Genomic DNA, 24,057 nt, shown 5'->3' with positions numbered 1-24,057 from the left:
TTGGATCAAAATTATGTCCTGGCTCGAAACCATACGTCGCAAGATTCGGCATCGAGATGATCGGAAAGGGGCAACCCCGCCTCCTTTCCCGACCATGTCCACGTTCTTCGGCATTGCGGCAGTCATGATCGTGATCTGGCTGCTGGCCTCCGGGCTTCCGCATCTTCGTTCGGCATCCGATCGATCGGCGCCAACCAACAACATCGATACTGGAGCCACCAAATGAGCCAGTCCAAATCCGCTGTCATCATGGATGCCCGCATTCTGCTGCCCGCCATCGACGGCGCCTTCAGGAAACTGAACCCGCGCACCTTGATGCGCAATCCGGTGATGTTCGTCGTCGCCGTGGTCTCGGCGCTCACGACAGTCCTGTTCGTCAAGGATCTCGTCACTGGTGGCGGCGATCTCGGCTTCTCGCTGCAGATCATCATCTGGCTGTGGTTCACCGTGCTTTTCGCCAACTTCGCCGAAGCGATCGCCGAAGGCCGAGGCAAGGCGCAGGCCGATTCGCTGCGCAAGGCTCGCACCGAGAGCCAGGCCAAGCTGTTGAGCGGCGACGACCGCACCAGGTTCAAGCTCGTGCCCGGCACCAGCCTGAAGGTCGGCGACGTGGTGCTCGTCGAAGCCGGCGACATCATTCCATCGGACGGCGAGGTGATCGAAGGCGTCGCTTCGGTCAACGAGGCGGCGATCACCGGCGAATCCGCTCCGGTGATCCGTGAATCCGGCGGCGACCGTTCGGCGGTGACCGGCGGCACGCAGGTTCTGTCCGACTGGATCCGCGTGCGCATCACCGCGGCCTCCGGCCATACGTTCCTCGACCGTATGATCTCGCTGGTCGAAGGCGCTGCGCGCCAGAAGACGCCCAACGAGATCGCGCTGAACATCCTGCTCGTCGGCTTGACGCTGATCTTCGTGCTGGCGACGGCGACGATCCCGAGTTTCGCCTCCTATTCGGGCGGCACCATTTCGGTGACCGTCCTCGTCGCCCTGTTCGTCACCTTGATCCCGACGACGATCGGCGCGCTGCTTTCGGCCATCGGCATCGCCGGCATGGATCGCCTGGTTCGGTTCAACGTGCTGGCGATGTCGGGCCGCGCGGTCGAAGCGGCGGGTGACGTCGACACGCTGCTGCTCGACAAGACCGGCACGATCACGCTCGGCAATCGCCAGGCGACGGGATTCCGCCCGGTCAAGGGCGTCACCGAGCAGGAGTTGGCCGACGCGGCGCAGTTGGCCTCGCTTGCCGATGAGACGCCGGAAGGCCGCTCGATCGTCGTGCTGGCGAAGGAGAAATACGCCATCCGTGCCCGCGACATGGCGACACTGCATGCCGCTTTCGTGCCCTTCACTGCGCAAACCCGCATGAGCGGCGTCGACATCGATGGCTCTTCGATTCGCAAGGGCGCGGTCGATTCGGTGCTCGCGTTCGTCAATCAGTCGACCGTCGCCACGCATGGCACGCGCCCCGGCAGCGACACCGTCCGCGACCTCCAGGCGATCGCCGACGATGTCGCCAAATCCGGCGGCACTCCGCTTGCGGTCGAGCGCGACGGACGCCTGCTCGGCGTCGTGCATCTCAAGGACATCGTCAAGGGCGGCATCAGGGAACGCTTCGCCGAACTGCGCAAGATGGGTATCCGCACGGTGATGATCACCGGCGACAACCCGATGACGGCGGCGGCGATCGCGGCGGAGGCCGGCGTCGACGATTTCCTTGCCCAGGCGACGCCCGAGGACAAGCTGAAGCTCATCCGCGACGAACAGGCCAAGGGCAAGCTCGTCGCCATGTGCGGCGACGGCACCAATGATGCGCCTGCTCTTGCGCAGGCCGATGTCGGCGTTGCCATGAACACCGGCACGGTCGCCGCACGCGAAGCCGGCAATATGGTCGACCTCGACAGCGACCCGACCAAGCTGATCGAGATCGTCGAAATCGGCAAGGCGCTGCTGATGACGCGCGGCTCGCTGACAACCTTCTCCATCGCCAACGACGTGGCCAAGTATTTTGCCATCATCCCGGCCCTGTTCGCCGTCTTCTACATCGCGCCGGGGCAGACATCAGGTCCGCTGCAGGCGCTTAACATCATGCATCTGGCGACGCCGCAGAGCGCCATTCTCTCGGCCATCATCTTCAACGCGCTGATCATCGTCGCGCTGATCCCGCTGTCGCTGAGGGGCGTCAGATATCGCGCCATCGGCGCGGCCGCGCTGCTCAGCCGTAACCTTCTCGTCTACGGCCTCGGCGGCATCATCGTCCCCTTCGTCGGCATCAAGGCGATCGACATGGCCATCACCGCGCTTGGCCTCGCATAAGGAATGAAGTCGATGCTCAAGCAAATCAGACCCGCCATCACCATGATCGTTTTCTTCACCATCCTCACCGGCCTGATCTATCCGATCGGCATGACCGGCATCGCCCAGGCCTTGTTCCCGCGCCAGGCCAATGGCAGCCTGATCGAGAGGGACGGCAAGGTCGTCGGCTCCGAACTGATTGGCCAGGCTTTTGCCAGCGAGCGCTATTTCCATGGCCGGCCGTCGGCTGCGGGCGACGGCTACGACGCCGCCGCTTCGAGCGGCTCGAATCTCGGGCCGACCAACCCCAGGCTGATCGACCGCGTCAAGAGCGATGCCGACAGGCTGAATGCGGAAAATCCGAACCAGAAGGTGCCGATCGATCTGGTCACGACTTCAGCCAGCGGCCTCGATCCGCATATCAGCCCCGAGGCCGCTTATTTCCAGGTCGCCAGGGTGGCCAGGGCCAGGGGCGCCGATGAAGCCAGTGTCAAGTCGCTTGTCGACAGCCATGTGGAGGACCGCGAGCTCGGCTTCATGGGAGAGCCTGTGGTCAATGTGCTGGCGCTTAACCTGGCGCTGGACGAGGCCATCAAGCAATGAATTGTGGGAAGCAATGAGTGGCAGGCTGGGGATCGACACCATCCCCGGCGCCATTCATGATCGATTGTGATGCCGGACGACAGAAGCAACGAAACCCGACCCTCACCCGACGCCCTGCTTGACCGTGCGGAGCGGGAGGCGCGCGGTCGTCTGCGGATTTTTCTGGGCGCAGCACCCGGTGTCGGCAAGACCTATGAAATGCTGATGTCGGGCCGTGCAAGATTGGCCGACGGAGTGGACGTGGTGATCGGCGTCGTCGAGACGCACGGCCGCAAGGAAACCCAGGTGCTGGTCGACGGCTATGAGGTGATTCCCCGTCATCGGGTCGAGTACAAGGGGCGCATCCTCGAGGAAATGGATCTCGATGCCATCCTTGCCCGGCGTCCGGCGCTGGTCCTCGTTGATGAGCTTGCCCATACCAACGCACCGGGCAGCCGCCATCCCAAGCGCTATCTCGACGTTCAGGAAATCCTGACGCACGGCATCGACGTCTACACCACGCTCAACATACAACATGTCGAAAGCCTGAACGATGTCGTGGCGCAGATCACGCGCGTCAGGGTGCGCGAGACGGTTCCAGACTCCATCATCGACCAGGCCGACGACATCGAGATCATCGATCTCACGCCCGACGACCTGATCAAGCGGCTCGAGGAAGGCAAGGTCTATATCCCCAGCACCGCCCGGCGCGCGATCGAGAATTATTTCTCGCCGGGCAATCTGACGGCGCTCAGGGAACTGGCGCTGCGCCGCACCGCCCAGCGCGTCGACGAGCAGTTGCTGACCCACATGCAGGCCCACGCCATACCCGGGCCCTGGGCGGCGGGGGAAAGGGTTCTCGTCTGCGTCGATGCGCGTCCGGGCGGGGCGGCCCGCGTCCGCTATGCGCGGAGATTGGCCGACCGGCTCCGCGCTCCCTGGACGGCGCTTCATGTCGATACCCCTCGTTCAGCCGCCATGTCCGAGGAGGAAAAGGATCGGCTCGCGACGCTGCTGCGCCTTGCCGAGCAGCTTGGCGCCGAAGTAACGACCATTCCAGGCCAGAACGTCGCGCAGGACATCGTTCGCCATGCGACCGCCAACAACTTCACCCATATCGTGATCGGCAGGCCGACCCGTTCGCGCTGGCGGGAATTGATCGAAGGCTCGCTCACTTATGATCTCATCCGCAATGCCGGCGACATCAGCGTCCATGTCATTTCGGGAAACGAACGCAACGACGAGGCGACGTCACGGACCGTAAAGGTGGCGGACGAGCAGTGGCAATTCGATATCTGGCCCTATCTCAAGGCCACGGCCTATGTTGCTGGCTCGCTCGCCTTCGCGGTCCTTCTCCACCAGTTCCTCGACGTCCGCAATCTGGCGATCATCTTTCTCATCGGGGTTCTGACGTCGGCGGTGACCGGCGGTCTCTGGCCGGCTTTGTATGCCTGCCTCATCAGCGCCATTGTCTTCAACTTTTTCTTCCTGGAACCACGCTACACGCTGACGATCCAGGACCCGGAGAGCATCGTGGCGCTGGCTGCCTTCCTGGTTGTTGCGGTCATTGCCAGCAATCTGACAGCGCGGGTGCAGCGACAGGCGGTCGCTGCCCGCGCGCGGGCACGTGCCACGGAAGATATCTATCTTTTCTCGAAGAAGCTCGCCGGCGCCGGCACGCTAGACGACGTGCTCTGGGCGACTGCCTTCCAGATCGCCTCGATGCTGAAGCTGCGCGTGGTGCTGCTGCTGCCGGAAGACGGCACGATCACCGTCAAGGCCGGTTACCCACCCGACGACACGCTGGCCGAGGCCGACATCGCGGCCGCCCGTTGGGCCTGGGAGCACGATCGCCCCGCAGGCCGCGGCGCCGACACGCTTCCCGGAGCAAGACGCCTGTATCTGCCGTTGCGGACCGGTCGCACCGCCGTCGGCGTCGTGGGCCTCGACAACGACAAGCAAGGCCCGTTGCTGACCCCCGAACAGAAGCGCCTGCTCGACGCGCTCGCGGATCAGGCGGCGGTCGCGATCGAGCGCATCCAGCTTGTTGCCGACGTCGACCGGGCCAGGCTCGAGGCCGAGGCGGACCGCCTGCGCTCGGCGCTGCTGACCTCGATTTCCCATGACCTGAAAACGCCGCTTGCCGCAATCATGGGCGCCGCCGGCACATTGCGGGAATTTGCGCCGGCGCTTCCCGAAACGGACCGGGCGGACCTGCTGTCGACCGTGCTCGACGAATCGGAGCGGCTGAACCGCTTCATCGCCAATCTGCTTGACATGACCAAGATCGAATCCGGTGCGATGGAGCCGAACTACGCGTTCCACTATGTCGGCGACATTGTCGGCACCGCCTTGCATCGAGCCAGAAAAATCATCGGCGAACACAAGACCGAAATGGACATTCCCACGGATCTGCCGATGCTGAGGGTCGACCCCGTCCTGTTCGAGCAAGCGCTGTTCAATCTCCTCGACAATGCCGCTAAATTTGCCCCGCCAGCTTCGACGATCCGCCTGCAGGGCTGGGCCGACAATGGTTCCGTCATGCTGCAGATCATGGACGACGGGCCAGGCGTTCCGCCAGCGGATCTGGAGCGCATTTTCGACACGTTCCACCGGGTGCGCAAGGGCGATCAGGTCCGTGCCGGCACCGGGCTCGGGCTCTCGATCTGCCGTGGCTTCATCGAGGCGATGGGCGGGACGATTTCGGCGGCCAACAGGACCGACCGCCCGGGTGCGGTTTTTACCATCAGGATGCCGGTAGCGGCAGACCAACATGTGGGCGACCCCGGCATGGATGACCTGCCATGACGAACTTGCCATGACGAACCTGGACGTCAGGATTTTGGTCGTCGATGACGAACCGCCGATCCGCAAGCTGCTCCGCGTCGGCCTTGGCAGCCAGGGCTATGCGATCGGCGAGGCGCCGAACGCCAAGACGGCGATCGAACTCGTGGAGACGGAAAAGCCGGACCTGATCCTGCTCGATCTCGGCCTGCCCGGCATGGGCGGTCACGAATTGCTGCGCAAATGGCGGGACGACGGCCTGGATGTTCCCGTCGTCATCCTTTCCAGCCGCACCGACGAGGCCGGCATCGTCTCGGCACTTGATCTCGGCGCCGACGACTATATCACCAAGCCGTTCGGCATGAACGAGCTTGTCGCGCGCATCCGCGTGGCGCTCCGCCACAAGTTCCAGCAGCAAGGCGAGAAGCCGGTCTTCCACACCGGCGATCTCACGGTCGATCTGGTGAAGCGCATCGTCATGATCGAGGACAGGGAGATAAAGCTCTCGCCGAAGGAGTACGACATCCTGCGCATCCTCGTGCAGCACGCCGGCAAGGTTCTCACCCACCAGTTTCTTTTGAAGCAGGTCTGGGGCGATTCGACCGACGTGCAGTATCTCAGGGTCTATGTGCGGCAGCTCAGGCAAAAGATCGAGAAAACGCCCGACCAGCCGCGTTACATCACCACCGAAACCGGCGTAGGATACCGCCTGCGCGAAGTCGACTGAAGCGAGGGCCGCGGGCGGGCCCGTCTAACCCCACTGCGGGGCGCGCGTCTACCATCAGCCGCCTGTTGCAGCTGATCCAGCGCTCCACAACCAAGCGTCCCGGTTGCACGGCGAAGCCGACTTGATCAGCTTTTCGTTTAACGATCTTGACAGCGATCGAGACGGCCCGGCCACACGGGTCCCTGATGTCCAGGATCGGCGCACAACCTTCGGTTAATGGCAATGGTCGACGCGAGGCGTTCGGGACCGGACCGGGCGCCGTCCCGATCTGGATCCCGGCGGCATGCGGGTAAATGACGAGAGCCCGACCTCTTGCCGGCGGCATAGCCGCGGCCGCCACTCTCGCAACTCGTCACGGCGTGGCGCGCACGTCGCGCATCGCGAGAACGCGCATAATTGAATGTCACACTTGCTGGTTGCATTACAATATGAAATTTTGTGTTATCGCATCCCCACAAATTCTCTTTAACAAAATCATGGTTAACAGCTGCTTGCCGCAGGTTAGCCACAGTCGGCTTTTACCAAGCGTGATTGGGTAAATTCTACATCTTGGCGGGACCGTCCAAAAACGAAACAGTGGAGCGACGACCTAATGCCGCAACATAGCGCACATGAACAATATCTACTTGAACTTATCAACGCGGAGAGGGCTAAGGCCGGCGTGCAGCCGCTGGCCTTCGATAATGATCTCAGCGAGGCGGCTGAGGGGCACAGCAGATGGATGCTTGCAACCGACACCTTTTCTCACACGGGGTCGGGAGGGTCCTCGCCCACCCAGCGTATGAAGGCTGCCGGCTACACCCTAACGGGCTCCTGGGCGACAGGAGAGAACATCGCATGGGCTACGACCAGGTCACCGACGGGCTACAATGACGAGATTCTGCTCCTGCACAACAACCTGATGAACTCCCCGGGTCATCGTGCCAACATCCTCAACGGGAACTTCCGCGAGGTAGGTCTTGGATTCGAGGTTGGCGATTACCGGGGGCGCTCCAGCGGTTTCGTGGCGGAGAATTTCGCCAAGACCGGATCAGACCTGTTCCTGACCGGTGTGGCGATCGACGACAAGGACGGGGATAGGTTCTACGATCCCGGTGAAGGTCTATCCGGTCTCACCATCACAGCGAAGAGTTCGACGGGCGCGACGTTTACGACGAAGACCATGGGCGCCGGCGGCTACGACCTCGCGCTCAAGCCCGGCACCTACACAGTAACCTTCTCGGGAGCGGGCATCGAAGCTTCGACGCGCACCGTCTCTGTCGGGAGCAAGAACGTCAAAGTCGATCTCGTCGATCCGAAGCAGGGAGCCGTCGCTGCCGTTCAGGATGAACCGGCGGCAGTTTCCGATCCGGCGCCGCAGCAGGAACCAACGCCAACGGCGCAAGCTGAGCCGGCCCCGACACCAACGGCGCAAGCTGAACCGGCCCCGACCACGCCGCCGGATTCTGGGCAGCCGAATTCTGGCTCCCAGTGGCTTGCAACCTTCTTCGGCAAACAGGGCGTAAACTTCCGGTCTGACCAGACCCTGGCCGAACATGAGGAGGCTGAAGGAACGCCTGGCACGGCTAAGGAGAGTGGTGCACAGGTGGCGCTTGACGGCGATAACATCGTGTTTCCACAACTCGGGAACGCTCGGGGCCAACTCGACGACGCTATCGAGCAGGTCCGGGACAATGCGTCGACCGCGCTAGCAAATTCGGGCGATCCGAGACCGGCTTTTGATTGGGCAGAGTATGCACATACGCAAGCGGGCGATGCCGACGCGCTGGCTGCGAAACTCATCGAGCAACTGTCTGCGCATAACAACAGCGTGATCGCCGATCAGGCCGCGTAGCCAATGCCGGGCGATGCGGGCCTGCAGTTATGGGCCCGCATCGCCTGCTGACGCATGCGGTTGATCGAGGGGACATCAATGTCACAATCTGGTTCAGAGAAGCTCCGCCCGCCGAGGGCGAAGTCCGAATTGGCTGCCTGCCTGGCGCATTTCCGGCGCGCCTTTTTGGCGGTGGCGGCTTTCAGCGGCCTTATCAACGTGCTGATGTTGTCCGGCTCGGTGTTTATGCTGCAGGTCTACGACAGGGTCCTGCCCAGCCGTAGCGTGCCGACGCTGGTGGCTCTGGTCCTGCTGATTTCGATTCTATTTGTTTTTCAAAGTGCACTCGACGCGATCCGCGGCCGGGTGCTGGCGCGTATCGGCAGCGGACTCGACGAGCGCCTAAGTGAGCGGACCTACCGCGTGATGTCCCAATTGCCCTTGGCCAGAGGCCGTTCGGGCGAGGGCATGCAGCCGGTGCGCGATCTCGATCAAATCGGCGGTTTCCTGGCCAGCGGTGGTCCCGCCACTCTTTTCGACCTGCCGTGGATGCCGCTTTATCTCGCGCTCTGTTTTGCCTTCCATCCTTGGCTCGGCCTGGCTGCGCTGATTGGGGCGATCCTGCTTTTGGCATTGACCGTGCTCACGGAGAAAACGGTCCGCCATCCAGCAACTGAAATGTCTGGATATGCCGGAGCGCGCAGCAATATCGCACTGGCAAGCATCCGCAATGCCGAGGTGCTCGAAGCGATGGGCATGAGATCCACTATGGCCTCGCGCTGGGCGGAAGCAAACGGCAAATACAGGCAGGCGCAGATGCGTGCCAGCGATGTCACGGGTTCATTCGGCGCGCTCTCCCGCGGCTTTAGGATGCTGCTGCAATCAGTCGTTCTCGCGATCGGAGCGTATTTGGTGATCGGCCAGGAAGCCACGCCTGGCATCATCATCGCAAGTTCTATTCTCACCGCGCGAGCGCTGGCGCCAGTCGAACTCGCAATTGCGCACTGGAAGAACTTTCTTGCCGCTAGACAAGGCTGGCATCGGCTGAGCGAACTTTTCAGGGAGTTCCCCGCCACAGAGGATCGCTTGCAGCTGCCGCCGCCGCGGACCGAACTCTCGGTTGAAGGGATCGGCGTCGTTCCGCCAGGCGAGCGCCGTTTTGTTGTACAGGACATTACGTTTTCGCTGAGCGCCGGCTCCGCGCTCGGTGTCATCGGTCCGAGTGCATCGGGCAAATCGTCACTGGCGCGGGCGCTCGTCGGCGTCTGGCCGGCAGCGCGCGGCAAAATCCGCCTGGACGGCGCCGCCATCGAACAGTGGCCGGCTGAGGCACTGGGGCGGCACATCGGGTATCTGCCGCAAGATGTCGAACTTTTCGCAGGCACCATTGCTCAAAACATTGCCCGCTTTGATCCTTCTCCGGATCCGGCAACCATTATCGCGGCGGCCAAGACCGCGGGCATGCACGAAATGATCCTGCGCTTGCCTCGCGGATATCAGACCGAGATCGGCGAGGGCGGCGCATCGCTTTCAGCAGGACAGCGGCAGCGCATCGGACTGGCCCGCGCGCTTTATGGTGATCCTTTCCTCGTTGTTTTGGATGAACCGAACTCGAATCTGGACGCTGGAGGCGAGCAGGCTTTGACCCAGGCGATCCTTGCAGTCAAACAGCGGCACGGCGTGGTTGTCGTAATCGCCCATCGTCCAAGCGCCCTGGCGGCAGTGGACCTTTTACTTGTTCTCGACTCCGGCCGTCAGCACGCATTTGGGGCGAGGGATCTGGTCGTCCGGGGCACGACGCGGAGTGCCTCCGTGGGAACGCTTCAAGCAGTTGCCCCGGAGGAAAAGGCATCAGGATGACGTTATTTCATGATCGATCGTTCTTTGGCGCGCGTAACGGCGTGAGGGTGATGATTCCGCATATTCGTGCCGGAGCGAGCCATCTGGCCGGCGTCAAGGGCAAAATCGGCGGGCTGCTGTTCGTTCGGGCTAACCTCCCTACCGATGTGCGATCGCAGCCGACGCAGAACGACTTATCCCTTCGCCGGTATATGCTTCTTGGCGCCGCAACCGTGGCGCTGCTTGTCGGCGGCCTTGGTGCATGGGCCGCAACGACGGAATTGTCAGGCGCCGTCATCGCTACCGGCCATATCGCAGTGGAATCCAACGTCAAGGCGGTTCAGCATCCAAGCGGCGGCGTTGTGGGTGAGATCAACGTGCGCAACGGCGATGAAGTCAGAGCAGGGGATATTTTGCTCCGTCTCGACGACACGCTTACACGCGCCAATCTCGCCGTCATAACCAATACCCTGGACGAACTCTCGGCGCGGGAGGCACGCCTCACAGCGGAGCGTGAGGGTGCCGAGACGATAGCCTTTTCCGAGGATCTCACCAGCCGCTCCTCTGTTGGACATGTGGCGCGTGTGATCGGCGGGGAGCAGAAACTTTTCGCTTTGCGCCGGGGAGCTTACCGTGCCCAAATCGAGCAACGCAGGCAACGGGTGAGCCAGCTCAAGGAGGAGATAGCGGGCCTCGAGGCACAAAGGGCGGCCAAGGAGCACGAGATTGCGTTGGTCCGCGACGAGATCAAGGGCGTCAGGGGCCTTTGGGAAAAGAAACTCGTCCAGCGGTCGCGACTCCTGGACCTAGAGCGGGGCGAGGCTCAGATCGAGGGAGGGCGCGGCCAACTCGTCGCTGCGATGGCCGAAGCGAACGGCAGAATCAGCGAAACAGAAATGGCCATCATCCAGATCCAGCAGGATTGGCGCAGCGAGGTCGCGAAAGAATTACGCGAAACGGAGGCTCGAACCACAGAATTGGCAGAGCGAAAGATCGCCGCGGAGGAATTGCTTAGACAGACCGATATTCGTTCACCCCAGAACGGACGGGTGCATCAGCTTGCGATCCATACGGTCGGCGGCGTCGTCACGACCGGCGAGCCAATTATGATGATTGTCCCGACCGCTGACGAATTGACTGTGGACGCACGCATCGCGCCTCAAGACATCGATCAGGTCCAGCCCGGCCAGCTTGTCCATCTGCGGCTGTCGGCGTTCAGCCAGCAGGTCACGCCGGAAATCGAAGGACATGTAGCAACGGTTTCTCCCGACCTCGTCGAAGACGAGCGGAACGGACTATCCTACTACAGCGTGCGGATCAGGCTTGACGAAGGCAAGCTTGGCTCGTTGGATCCGGAAAGCCTCAAGCCGGGCATGCCGGTGGAGGCGTTCATGCGCACGACCGATCGCACCGTCATCTCGTTTCTGATGAAGCCATTGACCGACCAGATCAGCCGCGCATTCCGCGAATAGTCGCGCAGCTGGGCTATCGCCGTGCCGTGGCCAAAGGCTCCGGGGAACGCAGCGCCGCCCGTGCCGCGATTTTCAACTGTGCGATGTTGCGGTTCAAATTATCCAATCCAGGCCTGAAAGGCATGGAACTGCAGGATGCCCTCCAGCTTCTTGTCGTCGGCCTCGTATTGGTGCCCTTTGCCAGCACACATCGGTCGACGGGCTTTGCGCCCTGACTGGCTAGTCAGCCAATTCCGCTCCGGCGTGGGGTTTTAATCCATGGCATCATCAGACAAACGCCCTATATAATCGCAAGGTTCTGTTTCGTAAGGGAATGGATGGATGTCGCCGCTTCGCCTTTCGACGATCTTGATGTCGGCAACCCTGGCAACAGCGATGCTGTCGGGCGCGGCTGTCTCCGCGCAGAACGTCGCTCCCGCCAATCGCAATACCGTGGTCCTGCAAGGCGAATTGCAGATGCTGGAGAACAGGCTTCGACGGCAGCAATTTCAGCAGCAGCAACAGCAGTTCCGTGCCCAGGATCGCGTGGTCGTGCCGCAACGGCCAGATGTGCCGCAGATGGCGCCTACTTGCCAGTTGCGGCGATCGGGCAGCCGCTTCATCAGCGTCTGCCGCTGATGGCCCGGCGTTTTCATTTATTTAGCGATATGCTTGAACGCCGCTCTACTTAAAGTAGCATCAAAGGCGGTTTTGATTTCGCAACGTGCCTTTGCGCTTGGGCACTGCCCTGATTGGATCGTCGGCAATGGCAGCCACCAAGAAGAAGGTCGTGCGCAAGGCGAGGAAGGGCGAGCGGATCCGCCAGGTCGCGGCAATTCCCTTTCGGCTGGGCAGGCATGGCGGCGTCGAGGTGATGCTGGTCACCTCGATATCGACAAGGCGCTTTATCGTGCCCAAGGGCTGGCCGATGAAGGGCAAGAGTGGGCGCAGGGCAGCCACCATCGAAGCGCGGGAGGAAGCCGGCGTCCTCGGCAAGACGCTGAAGCAGCCGGCCGGCACCTATTCCTACTGGAAGCGGCTGACGAACCGCTTCGTCCGCGTCGACGTCACCGTCTACCTGCTGGCGGTGACGGAGGAACTGGCCAACTGGCAGGAAGCCAAAAGGCGGCAGCGGGCATGGCTGGCGCCGGCAGACGCAGCCGTGCTTATCGACGAGCCCGAACTTTCAACGCTGCTGAAGAACTTGAAAATTCCCCAGCCAGCGCCCGCTGGCGAACTTGAACCAAGGTCTCATTTGGCGTCGTCCTCTCCCTGAGGGAAAGACCGGACCGGCGTGCCGGTATAGGCCCACAACCATTCGCGCGGCAGTGGTCCTTTGTTGCGGTCGCTCTGTTGCGACTGTTCCCACGCATGCGCCAAGATGCCGACCGAGCGCGACAGCACGAAAAGGCCACGTGTCAGCGGCGGCGGAAAGCCGAGCTCGCCATAGATGACGGCGGTGGCGCCGTCGATGTTGAGCGGGATCTTCTTGCCCTTGCGCCGCGCGACCTCGGCCTCGACAGCCTCGGCGATGTCGGCGAAACGTCCGCTGACGACGCCGCGCGCGGCAAAATCGCGGGTCAGCTCGATGAGACGCGGCGCCCGCGGATCGACCGGGTGGAAGCGATGGCCGAGCCCCGGCACATAGGATTTTTCCTCGGCGAAGAAGCGATCGAGCCGCGACGCGACGGCATCGGCAAGCGTCACGCCTGCGTCCAGTGCCGCGGCGATGTCGCCGTAGAAGGCAAGCGCCTGCTCGCCGGCGCCGCCATGCACGTCGCCAAGCACATTGATGGCTGAAGCCATGGCGCTGTTGATGCCGACGCCGCAGGTGGCCGCCATGCGGGCAATGGCGATCGACGGCGCCTGCGGCCCGTGGTCGACGGCCGCCCCCAGCGCGATACCGAGCAGCGCCGCCTGCTCCTCGCCAGGCAGTTCGCCGCGCAGCATCAGCCAGATCATCGCCGGAAAGCTGACGCGGCCGATCAGGTCCTGGATCTCATAGCCACGCAGCCGGATCACGCCAGGGCGCATTTCGATGATATCGGTCTGCCACCATTCCTCACCGCGCTCGCGGCCGGTTTTTTTCTCAACGTTGCTCATGTTCTCGCGTCGCTCATGCCTGCGCCCTTTTCTTGACGCGCGGCGGCAGACTGGCAAACACCTCGTCCATGTGCTCGCCCAGCGCCGGCGGCGGCCTGGTCGGCAACGGTGCTTCGCCGTCGACCATGAACCCTCCGCGCACGACGGTCAGCGGCCGGTCCATCTTCGGCATGCCATCGAAGCGGGCGGTCATCTCGCGCTCGATCACCTGCTGCTCGGCCAGCACCTGCGGGATGGTCAGCACCCTGCCCGCCGGCACGCCTGCGCGATTGAGCGTCTCCTCCCAGGCTGCGGCCGAGTTGTTCGCCAGGGCATCCTCGATCAGCGCCTTCAAGGCGATGCGGTTGCGCTTGCGCGTCTCGCGCTCGGCAAAGCGCGGGTCCGACGCCAGCTCCGGCAGCCCGACCAGCCGGCAGAGCGTGACGAACTGCTCCTGCTTGTTGGCGGCGATGTTGAGCAGACCGTCGCCGGTGCGAAACGTGCCGGAAGGTGCCGCCGTCATGTTCTCGTTGCCCATCGGCTGCGGCTCGACGCCTGCCGTCAGATAGTTGGAGACCGGCCAGCCCAGCGCGGAAAGCGTGCATTCGAGCATCGACACGTCGAGGAAAGCGCCCTCGCCTGTCGTCTTCTGCTTCACAAGTGCCGCCGTGATGGCGAACGCCCCGACCAGCCCACCCAGCGTGTCGGCGACGGGATAACCGACACGCAGCGGCGCGGTCTGCGCTGTGCCGGTGATGCTCATGATGCCCGAAAGACCCTGGATGATCTGGTCATAGGCCGGATTGTCGCGCATCGGCCCGGTCTGGCCGAAGCCCGAAATCGCGCAATAGACAAGACTGGGGCGGACCTCTTTCAGCCTGGCATAGCCGAGCCCCAGCCGATCCATCACGCCGGGGCGGAAATTCTCGACCAGCGCGTCGGCGGAGGCGACCAGATCGAGGAAGCGTCCGCGATCGGCCTCTTTCTTGAGATCGAGCACGACCGATCGTTTGCCGGCGTTCTGCGCCAGGAATGAAGCGCCCATGCCGGTGCTGTTGAGTTCCGGCGAGCCGCCGAGCTGGCGCGCCAGATCGCCGCCTTGCGGCGCCTCGACCTTGATCACATCGGCCCCGAGCAGCGCCAGCTGATAGGCACAGTAGGGGCCGGCCAGAACATTGGTCAGGTCGAGGACGCGGATGCCGGACAGCAGATCGGTCATGATGTCACAAACAGGTCAAGCATCGCCCGGCACGTGTTCCGGTCCACGCATGCGCCGGCGTTCGATGTAAGCGTAGATATGCGGCCCGATCAGCCCGATGAACGCCAGCGTCAGCAGCGTCAGCGACAGGGGATGTTTGTAGAACACCGACCAGTCGCCGTTCGAGATGGTCATCGCGCGGCGGAACTGCGTTTCGGCGAGCGGCCACAGGATCATGCCGATGATGACCGGCGCCGTAGGAAAATCGAAGCGCCGCATCAGGAATCCGGCCCCGCCGAGCAGATAGAGGATGACGAGGTCGGTCGGCGACTGAGAAATACCGTAGGTGCCGACCGTGGCGAACACCAGGATGCCGGCATAGAGCTGCGGCGCCGGGATTTTCAGCAGCCGCACCCACAACCCGATCAGCGGCAGGTTGAGGATGACGAGAATGATGTTGGCGATGAACAGGCTGGCGATCAGCCCCCAGACCAGATTGGCCTGCGTCATGAACAGCATCGGCCCGGGATTGATGCCATAGCTCTGGAAGGCCGACAGCATGATCGCGGCCGTCGCCGAGGTCGGCAACCCAAGCGTCAGCATCGGCACCAGCACGCCGGCGGCCGATGCGTTGTTGGCGGCTTCCGGCCCGGCAACGCCTTCGATGGCGCCGACCGTGCCGAACTCCTCCTTGCGTTTGGAGAGCTTTTTCTCGATTGCATAGGACAGAAAGGTCGGGATTTCGGCGCCGCCGGCCGGCAGCGCGCCGATCGGGAAGCCGAGCAGGGCGCCGCGCAGCCAAGCCTTCCACGAGCGTGCCCATTCGGCCGCCGTCATGTAGAGCGAGCCCTTCAGCGGCACGATCTCGTCCTTGCCGGCATAGCGGCGCGAGGCCATGTAGAACGTCTCGCCGACCGCAAAGAGGCCGACGGCGACGACGATCACGTCGACGCCATCGAGCAATTGGCTCATGCCGAAGGTGAAGCGCGGTTGCCCGGTCTGCAGGTCGACGCCGATCATGCCGATGACGAAGCCGACGAACAGGCTGGTCAGGCCGCGCACCGACGACGAGCCGAGCACCGCCGAAACCGTGATGAAGGCCAGCACCATCAGCGAGAAATATTCGGCCGGGCCGAAGGACAGCGCGAATTTGACGACGACCGGGGCCAGGAAGGCGACGCCCAGCGTGCCGAGTGTACCGGCGACGAAGGAGCCGATCGCCGAAGTGGCAAGTGCCGCGCCGCCGCGGCCGGAACGGGCCATCCTGTTGCCTTCCAGCGCAGTGACGATGGTCGCGCTTTCACCCGGCGTGTTGAGCAGGATCGATGTCGTCGAACCGCCATACATGGCGCCGTAATAGATGCCGGCAAACAGGATGAAGGACGCTTCCGGCGCCACCTGGTAGGTGATCGGCAAAAGCAGGGCGATGGTCAGCGCAGGTCCGAGGCCGGGCAGCACACCGATCGCTGTCCCCAGTGTCGTACCGAGCAGGCACCACATGAGATTGACCGGCGTGAAAGCGACCGAAAATCCGTGCGCGAGATGGCCAAGCGTTTCCATGGCTTCAGCCTCTCAACATACGGATAATCGAATCGAGACCCGTGTTCAGCTGGTTCTCGATGAAGCCGGCGCCGATGTTGACGCCGAGCGCCCTGGCGAAGCCGAAATAGGCGGCAAGCGCCAGGATCAGGCCGAGCAGCACGTCACGCAGCGGATGTCTGCTGCCGAATCCGTGGCAGATGAGAACGAACATGATCACCGAGGCTGCGGTGAAGCCAAGCGGCTGGATCAGAACAAGATTCGCGACCAGTCCGACGGCGACGATGCCCATCGCCTTCCAGTCGGTCGGGGTTTCCTTTTCTTCTTCCGGCTGCCAGCCGCCCCGCAATGCGGCGACGATCAGCAGCAGGGAAAGGATCGTCATGCCGACCATGGTGATGTAGGGGAAGACGGTCGGGCCGACCTTGGAGTAGAGCGGCGACACCGGAATCGACAGCGTCTGCCAGGCCACTGCGCCGGCGCAGGCAAGAAGCCCGATGCCGATCAGCAATTCGGGCACGGCAAGGCGCGGCCGCGCCGCCTGCTGGTCGCTGGTGCTCATGATCGTCCTCCCTGGATAGCCGGTCTCCCACGGCCGACCTCATCGCAGTTTCACTCGCGCCGGATCCTATGTCCATGCGGCTGGCGAACATCGGAAAGGGGCAGTGCGGACCGCCCCTCTCCGGGGACATCAGGCAAGGCCGAGGTCCTTGAGGATGGCTGCGATCCGAGCCGTGTCTTCGGTGAGAAATTTCGCATAGTCGTCGCCGGTGAGCAGGATCTGCGTCCAGTTGCGGTTTTTGCATTCGGTGGCCCAGGCTTCGCTTTTGGCCATCGTCTCGACCAGCGTGATCATCGCCGCCTTGTCGGCGTCGGAAACGCCCGGCGGTGCGAAGACGCCGCGCCAGTTGAACAGTTCAACATCGATGCCGGATTCCTTCATCGTCGGTGCGTCGATGCCTTCCTGGCGCTTGTCCGCGGAAATGGCGAGCAGCCGAAGCGCGCCTGCCTTGACCTGTTCGGAGAACTCGCCATAGCCGGAGATGCCGGCCGCGACCTGGTTGCCGAGAAGCGCTGACAATGCCTCGCCGCCGCCGGCGAACGGCACGTAGGAGAGGTTGGCTGCCGGAACACCGGCCGTCTTGGCGATAAGGCCGAACAATATGTGGTCCGAACCGCCGGCCGAACCGCCTGCCACCGGCACTTTGGTCGGATCGGCCTTGAGGGCGGCGACGAAATCCGCTGCTGTCTTGAACGGCGAGGCCGCCGGCACCACCAGCGCCTCGAATTCGCCGGTGAGGCGGGCGATCGGCGTGACCTCGGTGAGATTGTTGGCCGATTTGTTGGCGATGATAGCGCCAACCATGACCATGCCGGCAACCATCAGCGAATTGCCCTTGCCGTTCCACTGGCTGATGAATTGCGGCAGGCCGACTGTGCCGCCGGCGCCGCCGACATTGGTGATCTGCGAACCGGAGATCAGCTTCTCACTGCGCAGCACCTGGTCCATCGTGCGCGCCGTCTGGTCCCAGCCGCCGCCGGGCGCTGCCGGCACAAAGATCTGGATCTGCGGTGCGTCCTGCGCGAAAGCGGGCGAGAGATGCAACGCTGCGAAACCGGCGGCGCCGGCAGCGGCGGTGCTCGTTAAAAATCTGCGTCTGTTCAGCATGGGATTCCTCCAATCACGACACCTCCTCCGGTGCCTGCCAGCAACGTAGCCTGAATTCAGACCCGCTCGACAAAAATTCATGCAGTCTTTGCATCGTTCTGTCAACCGGAATGGCATTCTGCTGGACAGAACTGTCCGGATGCGGCACAATTGTTCCGATCGGCCCTTCTGTCCAACTGGGAACGGAACGACGTGGTCAAGCGGATAACCGTAACACAAACCAAGCCTGCGTCGACCAACGGCGTTGCCGCGCTCGACCGAGCGATCGCCATCCTCGATGCTTTCGCTGCTGCCGACCGTTCGCTCAGCCTGGCCGAAATCGCGGCGCGCACCGGCCTCTACAAGAGCACGATCCTGAGGCTGGCGAACTCGTTGCTGCGCGGGCAATTGCTGGAGCGTCTCGACGACGGCCGCTACCGTGTCGGCCCTGCCACCTTTCGGCTGGGCGCCCTATACCAGCGTTCGGTGGTGGCGATCGACATCCTGCTGCCGATCATGCGCGATCTGGCCGAGCGAAGCTGGGAAAGCGTCGCCTTCTATGTCCGTTCGGGCGACGTGCGCACCTGTCTTTACCGCGTCGAGTCCAAGCATCCCATCCGCTACACCATCCGGGAAGGCGACGTGCTGCCCCTGCTGGCCGGCACAGGCGGCCGCGTGCTTGCGGCGTTTTCCGGTCAGCAGGGCGAACCATACGAGACGATCCGCAAAACCTACCATTGTTTGTCGGTCGGCGATCGCGACCCCGAGACGGCGGGCGTCTCGGCACCAGTGTTCGGGCCGGGGCACACCCTGCTCGGTGCGTTGACGCTGTCCGGCCCGAGCACGCGCGTCGACGCGGCCTTTCTACAGCGCATGAAAAATCCGCTGATCGAGGCGGCCGCGCGCGCCACCCGCGCTTTCGGCGAAGACGCCTCGATGCTAGAACAGGCGGCCCTAAAGGCCGAAGCGGAAGGCCCGGTGCTGAAGCGGCAGGCCTAGAAAGCCTCGATTCGGCCCGATCAGAACCACCGGATGACAGGCCGCAACCGCTAGGGCTGCCGTTCCAGCAGGATCGTCGCATCGTCGTGATAGGTGGTCCGCAACACTTCGCTGTAGCCGCATTTGGCCGCGACGCTCAGCGAAGCGGTGTTTTCCGGATCGATGATGCAGACCGTCCTTGCGCGCCCGAATGCCTCGTCGCCCCAGGCGAGAGCCCGTCCGACGACTTCGCTGGCGAACCCTTGGCCATGTGCGCTCGGGGCCAGCGCCCAACCGGCTTCCGGAACGCCTTCGATCGACGGCACCATGTCGCGCTTCAGATCGTGGAAACCGGCCTCGCCGATGAAACGGCCGGATGCCTTGTCCTCGATCGCCCAGAAGCCGTAGCCCAGCAGCGACCACAGGCCGGCATGACGCAGGAAGCGCATCCAGCTTTCCTCGCGCGTGCGCGGCTTGCCGCCGATGAAGCGGGTGACGTCCGGATCGGCCCACATGGCAACATAGGCATCGAAATCATCGAGCTGGTGTGGCCGCAAGATGGTTCGCTTCGTCTCGATGACCGGTGCACTGGCTGCTCCTGGAATTCCCATAACTCTGCCTCGCGGCGCACGATCGCCGAAAAACCGCCTCCGAAACGATCATGCGCAAATTCAAAGTGTTTCTTTGCCGGTGCCTCATGCATGTCGCCCAAATGTCCAACAAGAGCCAGGACAGGGCAGATCATCTTCCAGCGCGAGAAACGAGGTCGAGGCGCTTCGACCGCGGGAAACTGTGACCCGACAAGCGCGATTTCAGCCGCGCCACGGCATGTTCATGTAGACGCCGCCGCGCTTCAACTCGTCCAGCATCTGGGCCGCTTGTGTCTTGTCTCGGCGCGTTTGGCACGAGCGATCCAGCCGAGATAGTCGTTCTTCTGATAATCCGGTCTGTCATCATAGGCCGTCATCAATCCTTGCTTTGTCAAAGCGGTCGAATGTCGTCCGGCATCGGGTTCAAGGCGCGTTTCAGCCTGGTCATGGGCAAAATTTAGTTTGTCAGGATTTGGCGTCAACAACGCAGGGACGTAGCCGCGAACGCCAGCTCCGGCATGGGATTCTTGCCGAACGATGCTACCCTTCGCACGAAACTGATTCAGCGTCCGCTGTGCCGTCCGACGGAGGGAAAAGGGCATGGATACCACCGATCTTCTGCTTGCCATCTTTCATCATCTGCTGGTGTTTTCACTGGCCGGCATCATCGGCGCCGAATTTGTCCTGATCCGCGGCGATCTGCCCGCCGCGACGCTTCGGCGGCTTGTCGGCATCGATCGCCATTACGGCATCATCGCCATGCTGATCATCGTTGTCGGCATCGGACGCGTCATCTACGGCCTGAAGGGTTGGGAATTCTACGTCTACAACTGGGCGTTCTGGGCAAAGATGGTGGCCTTCGTCACCGTCGGCCTGCTGTCGATCGTCCCGACGGTCCGCTTTGCGTCCTGGAGCAGGCAGGCCTCGGCCAGCCCCGGCTTTCAAGTGCCGACAGCACAACTTGCATCCGTTCGAACTTATGTCCGCGCCGAAGTCTTCATCTTCCTGCTGATCCCGGTCTTCGCCGCGGCGATGGCGCGCGGCTACGGCTACTGAATTTCGCCTACGGGTTCGAGCGGCGCAATTTCGACCAGCGGCGCCGGAACATCATTCGTCTTCTCCTCAGCCTTGCAGATGTCGGCGATGACACAGACCGGGCAATCCGGTTTGCGCGCCTTGCAGACATAGCGGCCATGCAGGATCAGCCAGTGATGCGCATGGCGCATGTATTCGTCCGGAATGATCCTCAACAGCCCCTGCTCGACCTGTTCCGGCGTCTTGCCGGGCGCCAGCCGCAGCCGGTTGCCGATGCGAAAGATATGCGTGTCGACCGCCATGGTGTGCTGGCCGAAGGCCATGTTGAGCACGACATTGGCGGTCTTGCGCCCGACGCCCGGCAGCTTGACCAATTGATCGCGGTCGTCGGGCACCTCGCCACCATGATCGCGGATCAGCGCCTCCGACAGCGCGATGACGTTCTTGGCCTTGTTGCGCCAGAGCCCAACGGTGCGGATATAGTCGCCGACCTTGGCTTCGCCGAGAGCCAGCATCTTTTGCGGCGTGTCGGCGACCTTGAACAGCGCCCGCGTTGCCTTGTTAACGCCGACATCGGTCGCCTGTGCCGAAAGCACCACCGCCACCAGCAGCGTGAAGGCGTTGATGTGTTCGAGTTCGCCCTTCGGCTCGGGCCGCTGAACGGAAAAGCGTCGGAAAATCTCGTGCACTTCGGCCGGGCTGTAGCGCGAATCGGACCGCACCGGCCGGGCACGCGGTTTGGCGTTCGCGCCGTCGCGTCGGCCGGGGAGCAATTCATTTTTGGGTGTAGAGGATTTTTTGGACTTGGGGCTCGTCATTCCCTTCCTATAATATCCCGGCATGAGCGACACAAACGCCTCATATCAGGCCGACGAGCCATTCTTCCAGGCGTTGCTGATACCGCATCGGTCGCTGGGCAAAACCGGCTTTGCCATCCTGATGGGCGCTCTGCTGTTCGGCTCGTTGGTCACCGGAGCGTTTTTCCTGTCGCGCGGCGCCTGGCCGGTGTTCGGCTTCCTGGGTCTCGACGTCATCGCCGTCTACATCGCCTTTCGCGCCAATTATCGTGCCGCCCGCGCCCGTGAGGAAGTGTCGGTCTCGCGCACCAGCCTCGACATCCGCAAGACCGCGCCATCAGGCAAATCGGAAGCCCATCGCTTCAATCCGTTCTGGGCGCGTTTTTCGGTCGCCCGCCACGCCGAAATCGGCATCACCAGGATGGCGGTGGAAGCACAAGGCCAGAATGTGCCGATCGGCGGCTTCCTCAATCCCGATGACCGCGAGAGCTTTGCGTCAGCCTTTTCGCGCGCCCTGGCGACCGCGAAAGCGCGCTGAATGTGAGCGAACCGCCTCGTTCGCGAACCGGTTCTGCGGTGCCTTGCCATAAACGGCAATCGGCAGCGTCTACTTCTCCTTGGTGGGATGCACGTTTTCGCCAGCCCTCGTCGGCTCCTTGCTCGAAGCCAGATCTATCTGGATGCACATGACGAGAAGGCAAGTTTCGGGTGGTGATCGGAGCCGCGAAGGACGATATTCACGATCAAGGAGATGGCCCGATGAACGCACAGACAGCTATTCTGAAGAAAGACATCACACCCGAAGGCGGTGACTACGAAGTTGTTCGGCGCGCGATCGAGAAGATCAGCCTTGACTATCGTGACCAGCCGTCGCTCGAAATATTGGCGGAGGAAGTCGGCGAGACGCCGACCGGGTTGCAGAAGCTCTTCACTCGCTGGGCCGGCCTGTCGCCCAAGGCGTTTCTGCAGGCGGTCACGCTCGACCATGCGCGCAAACTGCTCGATTCCGGCATGCCGCTGCTCGAGGCTTCTTTCGAGGTCGGCATGTCAGGCCCCGGCCGGTTGCACGACCTTTTCGTCACCCACGAGGCGATGTCGCCGGGCGACTACAAGACGCGCGGCGCCGGGCTGACGATCCGCTACGGCTATCATATCTCGCCTTTCGGCATCGCCCTGATCATGGTCACAGATCGTGGGCTTGCCGGCCTCGCCTTTAGCGATGCCGGCGACGAGCGCGCAGCCTTTGTCGACATGTCCGGCCGCTGGCCGAACGCAAACTATGTCGAGGACATGGCCGCGACGGCGCCCTATTCGGCGCGCATCTTCGACCCGGCACTGTGGCGCGCCGACCAGCCGCTGCGCGTCGTCTTGATCGGCACCGACTTCCAGGTCCGCGTCTGGGAGGCCCTGCTGCGCATCCCGATGGGCAAGGCCTGCACCTATTCCTCGATCGCCGCCGGCATCGGCGCACCGAGCGCCAGCCGGGCGGTGGGTGCCGCGGTTGGCGCCAATCCGATGTCGTTCGTGGTGCCGTGCCACCGGGCTCTCGGCAAGTCCGGCGCGCTCACAGGCTACCACTGGGGCCTGACGCGCAAACGCGCCATCCTTGGCTGGGAAGCGGGACAGGTCGGATCCTGAAATCGCGCGCCAATTGTCGATGTCGGCACCGCCGACGCCTGGAGTTGCGCTGAGAAGCGCGTTCAGACCTGACGCGATTAGATCGCGCGGTCTGGCAAGCGGCGGCCTTACGGAGTAGCTTCCCGCAGTCAGCAGGGAGGCACCACTTGATAATCGTTGTCGGCTCGATCAACCTCGACCTTATCGCCAATGTCAACCGCTTGCCCGCACCGGGCGAGACGGTCCGTGGCTCCGGTTTCGCCACCGCACCCGGCGGCAAGGGCGCCAACCAGGCGCTGGCCGCCGCGCGTGCCGGCGCCAAGGTGCGCATGGTCGGCGCGGTCGGCAAGGACAATTTCGCCACCGAAGCGCTGGCGCTGTTGCGGGACGGCAAGGTCGACCTGTCCGGTGTCGGTGAAACCTTCGCCTCGACCGGCACGGCCTTGATCATGGTCGCCGACGACGGCGAGAATGTCATTGCCGTGGTGCCGGGCGCCAATGATTCGGTCGTCACAGGCGACCTCTCCAAGGCTTTCATGAAGAAGGGCGATGTCGTGCTCCTGCAGCAGGAAATCCCGCTGCAGACTGTCGATGCAGCACTGGACGCAGCACGGGCGGCAGGCGCGGTTACCGTGCTCAACACGGCACCGTTCCGCGCAGAGGCGGCCGCCTTCCTCGGCAAGGCCGACTATGTCGTCGCCAACGAAACCGAATTCGACCTCTATGGCGAGGCGCTGTCGCTGAGCGGCCGCGATCGCCCGGCGCGGATGCGCGATTTCGCGGGGACGACCGGTCGCACAATCGTCGTCACGCTCGGCGGTGACGGCGTTCTGGCCGCCACGCCAGCCGATCTCCTGATGGTTCCGGCGTTGAACGTCACTCCGGTCGATACGGTTGGCGCCGGCGACACGTTCTGCGGCTATTTCGCCGCCGGGCTGTCATCCGGCCTGCCGCTCGACCAGGCGCTCGCCCGTGCTGCAGCCGCTGCTTCGCTCGCTTGCCTGAAGCCCGGCGCCCAGCCGGCGATCCCACTAGCGAAGGACGTCGAGGCGGCGCTCCAAAACACGCCAGCCAGGTGAGAG

At 63.2% G+C, this 24,057-nt stretch carries 24 protein-coding genes and 1 pseudogene; 16 read left to right on the top strand and 9 right to left on the bottom strand.

Features of this window, described 5'->3' with window-relative positions:
* The first annotated feature begins 13 nt into the window (after positions 1-13).
* The 5 genes from X738_RS49385 (at position 14) to X738_RS49365 (ending at position 6,388) form a co-directional block, all read left to right on the top strand.
* Complete coding sequence (locus tag X738_RS49385; RefSeq protein WP_023797477.1) at positions 14-226, top strand: hypothetical protein; 213 nt, start codon at positions 14-16, stop codon at positions 224-226.
* A complete protein-coding gene (gene kdpB / locus X738_RS49380) occupies positions 223-2,316 on the top strand; it encodes a potassium-transporting ATPase subunit KdpB (RefSeq protein ID WP_023797476.1) in 2,094 nt (697 codons plus the stop codon). The genes X738_RS49385 and kdpB overlap by 4 nt, the downstream gene beginning before the upstream one ends.
* 12 nt (positions 2,317-2,328) lie before the next feature.
* On the top strand, positions 2,329-2,898 hold the full coding sequence (gene kdpC / locus X738_RS49375; protein ID WP_023797475.1) for a potassium-transporting ATPase subunit KdpC: 570 nt from the start codon (positions 2,329-2,331) through the stop codon (positions 2,896-2,898).
* A gap of 69 nt (positions 2,899-2,967) precedes the next feature.
* A complete protein-coding gene (locus X738_RS49370) occupies positions 2,968-5,685 on the top strand; it encodes a sensor histidine kinase (protein WP_023797474.1) in 2,718 nt (905 codons plus the stop codon).
* 10 nt (positions 5,686-5,695) lie between these two features.
* Entirely contained in the window at positions 5,696-6,388 is a 693-nt protein-coding gene (locus X738_RS49365) for a response regulator transcription factor (RefSeq protein WP_023797473.1), read from the top strand.
* Positions 6,389-6,419: 31 nt separating this feature from the next.
* On the opposite strand, the pseudogene X738_RS88960 reads toward X738_RS49365, so the two are convergent.
* A pseudogene (locus tag X738_RS88960) lies at positions 6,420-6,744 on the bottom strand (IS5/IS1182 family transposase); the annotation flags it as partial.
* A gap of 236 nt (positions 6,745-6,980) precedes the next feature.
* On the opposite strand from X738_RS88960, the gene X738_RS49360 reads away from it, so the two are divergent.
* From X738_RS49360 to X738_RS49340, 6 genes are all read left to right on the top strand, one after another.
* Positions 6,981-8,222 (top strand): CAP domain-containing protein, encoded by a 1,242-nt coding sequence (locus tag X738_RS49360; RefSeq protein ID WP_023797472.1) that lies wholly within the window; start codon positions 6,981-6,983, stop codon positions 8,220-8,222.
* A gap of 78 nt (positions 8,223-8,300) precedes the next feature.
* The gene (locus X738_RS49355; RefSeq protein WP_031254207.1) at positions 8,301-10,061 is read left to right on the top strand and encodes a type I secretion system permease/ATPase; all 1,761 of its coding nucleotides are present in this window, start codon (positions 8,301-8,303) and stop codon (positions 10,059-10,061) included.
* On the top strand, positions 10,058-11,512 hold the full coding sequence (locus X738_RS49350) for an HlyD family type I secretion periplasmic adaptor subunit (RefSeq protein WP_084833615.1): 1,455 nt from the start codon (positions 10,058-10,060) through the stop codon (positions 11,510-11,512). The genes X738_RS49355 and X738_RS49350 overlap by 4 nt, the downstream gene beginning before the upstream one ends.
* 26 nt (positions 11,513-11,538) lie before the next feature.
* Positions 11,539-11,727 (top strand): hypothetical protein, encoded by a 189-nt coding sequence (locus tag X738_RS0140605; protein ID WP_031254200.1) that lies wholly within the window; start codon positions 11,539-11,541, stop codon positions 11,725-11,727.
* A 136-nt stretch (positions 11,728-11,863) separates the two neighbouring features.
* The gene (locus X738_RS49345; RefSeq protein WP_084646721.1) at positions 11,864-12,130 is read left to right on the top strand and encodes a hypothetical protein; all 267 of its coding nucleotides are present in this window, start codon (positions 11,864-11,866) and stop codon (positions 12,128-12,130) included.
* 127 nt (positions 12,131-12,257) lie between these two features.
* A complete protein-coding gene (locus tag X738_RS49340; protein ID WP_023797467.1) occupies positions 12,258-12,767 on the top strand; it encodes an NUDIX hydrolase in 510 nt (169 codons plus the stop codon).
* Here X738_RS49340 and X738_RS49335 read toward each other — a convergent pair.
* From X738_RS49335 to X738_RS49315, 5 genes are all read right to left on the bottom strand, one after another.
* On the bottom strand, positions 12,743-13,594 hold the full coding sequence (locus X738_RS49335; protein WP_023797466.1) for a citryl-CoA lyase: 852 nt from the start codon (positions 13,592-13,594) through the stop codon (positions 12,743-12,745). The genes X738_RS49340 and X738_RS49335 overlap by 25 nt on opposite strands.
* Positions 13,595-13,607: 13 nt before the next feature.
* Complete coding sequence (locus X738_RS49330; RefSeq protein WP_023797465.1) at positions 13,608-14,792, bottom strand: CaiB/BaiF CoA transferase family protein; 1,185 nt, start codon at positions 14,790-14,792, stop codon at positions 13,608-13,610.
* Positions 14,793-14,807: 15 nt separating this feature from the next.
* On the bottom strand, positions 14,808-16,331 hold the full coding sequence (locus X738_RS49325) for a tripartite tricarboxylate transporter permease (RefSeq protein WP_023797464.1): 1,524 nt from the start codon (positions 16,329-16,331) through the stop codon (positions 14,808-14,810).
* Positions 16,332-16,335: 4 nt separating this feature from the next.
* Positions 16,336-16,872: a tripartite tricarboxylate transporter TctB family protein gene (locus tag X738_RS49320; RefSeq protein WP_023797463.1), complete on the bottom strand. Its 537-nt coding sequence runs from the start codon at positions 16,870-16,872 to the stop codon at positions 16,336-16,338.
* A 129-nt stretch (positions 16,873-17,001) separates the two neighbouring features.
* Entirely contained in the window at positions 17,002-17,979 is a 978-nt protein-coding gene (locus X738_RS49315; RefSeq protein WP_023797462.1) for a Bug family tripartite tricarboxylate transporter substrate binding protein, read from the bottom strand.
* A 204-nt stretch (positions 17,980-18,183) separates the two neighbouring features.
* On the opposite strand from X738_RS49315, the gene X738_RS49310 reads away from it, so the two are divergent.
* On the top strand, positions 18,184-18,957 hold the full coding sequence (locus X738_RS49310; RefSeq protein WP_031254195.1) for an IclR family transcriptional regulator: 774 nt from the start codon (positions 18,184-18,186) through the stop codon (positions 18,955-18,957).
* A 50-nt stretch (positions 18,958-19,007) separates the two neighbouring features.
* On the opposite strand, the gene X738_RS49305 is transcribed toward X738_RS49310, so the two are convergent.
* On the bottom strand, positions 19,008-19,547 hold the full coding sequence (locus X738_RS49305) for a GNAT family N-acetyltransferase (protein ID WP_023797460.1): 540 nt from the start codon (positions 19,545-19,547) through the stop codon (positions 19,008-19,010).
* Between the two features lie 242 nt (positions 19,548-19,789).
* Positions 19,790-20,128, bottom strand: a complete 339-nt coding sequence (locus X738_RS86780) for a YdeI/OmpD-associated family protein (RefSeq protein ID WP_245277591.1) — start codon at positions 20,126-20,128, stop codon at positions 19,790-19,792.
* Between X738_RS86780 and X738_RS49300 the strand changes: the two genes are divergently transcribed.
* Positions 20,127-20,582 (top strand): DUF2214 family protein, encoded by a 456-nt coding sequence (locus X738_RS49300; RefSeq protein ID WP_023797459.1) that lies wholly within the window; start codon positions 20,127-20,129, stop codon positions 20,580-20,582. The genes X738_RS86780 and X738_RS49300 overlap by 2 nt on opposite strands.
* Here X738_RS49300 and nth read toward each other — a convergent pair.
* Complete coding sequence (nth, locus tag X738_RS49295) at positions 20,576-21,379, bottom strand: endonuclease III (RefSeq protein WP_023797458.1); 804 nt, start codon at positions 21,377-21,379, stop codon at positions 20,576-20,578. The two genes, X738_RS49300 and nth, sit on opposite strands and share 7 nt — an antisense overlap.
* A gap of 22 nt (positions 21,380-21,401) precedes the next feature.
* Between nth and X738_RS49290 the strand changes: the two genes are divergently transcribed.
* The 3 genes from X738_RS49290 to X738_RS49280 all read left to right on the top strand — a co-directional run bounded on the left by X738_RS49290 (position 21,402) and on the right by X738_RS49280 (position 24,054).
* Positions 21,402-21,896 (top strand): DUF2244 domain-containing protein, encoded by a 495-nt coding sequence (locus X738_RS49290; protein WP_023797457.1) that lies wholly within the window; start codon positions 21,402-21,404, stop codon positions 21,894-21,896.
* 221 nt (positions 21,897-22,117) lie between these two features.
* Positions 22,118-22,996 carry a methylated-DNA--[protein]-cysteine S-methyltransferase gene (locus X738_RS49285; RefSeq protein ID WP_023797456.1) on the top strand — a complete coding sequence of 293 codons (879 nt, stop codon included), beginning with the start codon at positions 22,118-22,120 and terminating at the stop codon, positions 22,994-22,996.
* 146 nt (positions 22,997-23,142) lie between these two features.
* Positions 23,143-24,054: a ribokinase gene (locus X738_RS49280; RefSeq protein ID WP_023797455.1), complete on the top strand. Its 912-nt coding sequence runs from the start codon at positions 23,143-23,145 to the stop codon at positions 24,052-24,054.
* Positions 24,055-24,057: the final 3 nt, after the last annotated feature.

This window comes from Mesorhizobium sp. L48C026A00 (assembly GCF_000502375.1).
Taxonomy (GTDB): Bacteria; Pseudomonadota; Alphaproteobacteria; order Rhizobiales; family Rhizobiaceae; genus Mesorhizobium; species Mesorhizobium muleiense.
Note: the sequence above shows the minus strand (reverse complement) of the source record. Positions and strands in the feature narration are given on the sequence as shown.

Bases quoted from the DNA above. Each gene is read 5' to 3' on its own strand.
- X738_RS49385 (WP_023797477.1), top strand. From the start codon at position 14: ATGTCCTGGCTCGAAACCATACGTCGCAAGATTCGGCATCGAGATGAT.
- kdpB (WP_023797476.1), top strand. From the start codon at position 223: ATGAGCCAGTCCAAATCCGCTGTCATCATGGATGCCCGCATTCTGCTG.
- kdpC (WP_023797475.1), top strand. From the start codon at position 2,329: ATGCTCAAGCAAATCAGACCCGCCATCACCATGATCGTTTTCTTCACC.
- X738_RS49370 (WP_023797474.1), top strand. From the start codon at position 2,968: ATGCCGGACGACAGAAGCAACGAAACCCGACCCTCACCCGACGCCCTG.
- X738_RS49365 (WP_023797473.1), top strand. From the start codon at position 5,696: ATGACGAACCTGGACGTCAGGATTTTGGTCGTCGATGACGAACCGCCG.
- X738_RS49360 (WP_023797472.1), top strand. From the start codon at position 6,981: ATGCCGCAACATAGCGCACATGAACAATATCTACTTGAACTTATCAAC.
- X738_RS49355 (WP_031254207.1), top strand. From the start codon at position 8,301: ATGTCACAATCTGGTTCAGAGAAGCTCCGCCCGCCGAGGGCGAAGTCC.
- X738_RS49350 (WP_084833615.1), top strand. From the start codon at position 10,058: ATGACGTTATTTCATGATCGATCGTTCTTTGGCGCGCGTAACGGCGTG.
- X738_RS49345 (WP_084646721.1), top strand. From the start codon at position 11,864: ATGTCGGCAACCCTGGCAACAGCGATGCTGTCGGGCGCGGCTGTCTCC.
- X738_RS49340 (WP_023797467.1), top strand. From the start codon at position 12,258: ATGGCAGCCACCAAGAAGAAGGTCGTGCGCAAGGCGAGGAAGGGCGAG.
- X738_RS49335 (WP_023797466.1), bottom strand. From the start codon at position 13,594: ATGAGCAACGTTGAGAAAAAAACCGGCCGCGAGCGCGGTGAGGAATGG.
- X738_RS49330 (WP_023797465.1), bottom strand. From the start codon at position 14,792: ATGACCGATCTGCTGTCCGGCATCCGCGTCCTCGACCTGACCAATGTT.
- X738_RS49325 (WP_023797464.1), bottom strand. From the start codon at position 16,331: ATGGAAACGCTTGGCCATCTCGCGCACGGATTTTCGGTCGCTTTCACG.
- X738_RS49320 (WP_023797463.1), bottom strand. From the start codon at position 16,872: ATGAGCACCAGCGACCAGCAGGCGGCGCGGCCGCGCCTTGCCGTGCCC.
- X738_RS49315 (WP_023797462.1), bottom strand. From the start codon at position 17,979: ATGCTGAACAGACGCAGATTTTTAACGAGCACCGCCGCTGCCGGCGCC.
- X738_RS49305 (WP_023797460.1), bottom strand. From the start codon at position 19,547: ATGGGAATTCCAGGAGCAGCCAGTGCACCGGTCATCGAGACGAAGCGA.
- X738_RS49300 (WP_023797459.1), top strand. From the start codon at position 20,127: ATGGATACCACCGATCTTCTGCTTGCCATCTTTCATCATCTGCTGGTG.
- X738_RS86780 (WP_245277591.1), bottom strand. From the start codon at position 20,128: ATGCCCTTTTCCCTCCGTCGGACGGCACAGCGGACGCTGAATCAGTTT.
- nth (WP_023797458.1), bottom strand. From the start codon at position 21,379: ATGACGAGCCCCAAGTCCAAAAAATCCTCTACACCCAAAAATGAATTG.
- X738_RS49290 (WP_023797457.1), top strand. From the start codon at position 21,402: ATGAGCGACACAAACGCCTCATATCAGGCCGACGAGCCATTCTTCCAG.
- X738_RS49285 (WP_023797456.1), top strand. From the start codon at position 22,118: ATGAACGCACAGACAGCTATTCTGAAGAAAGACATCACACCCGAAGGC.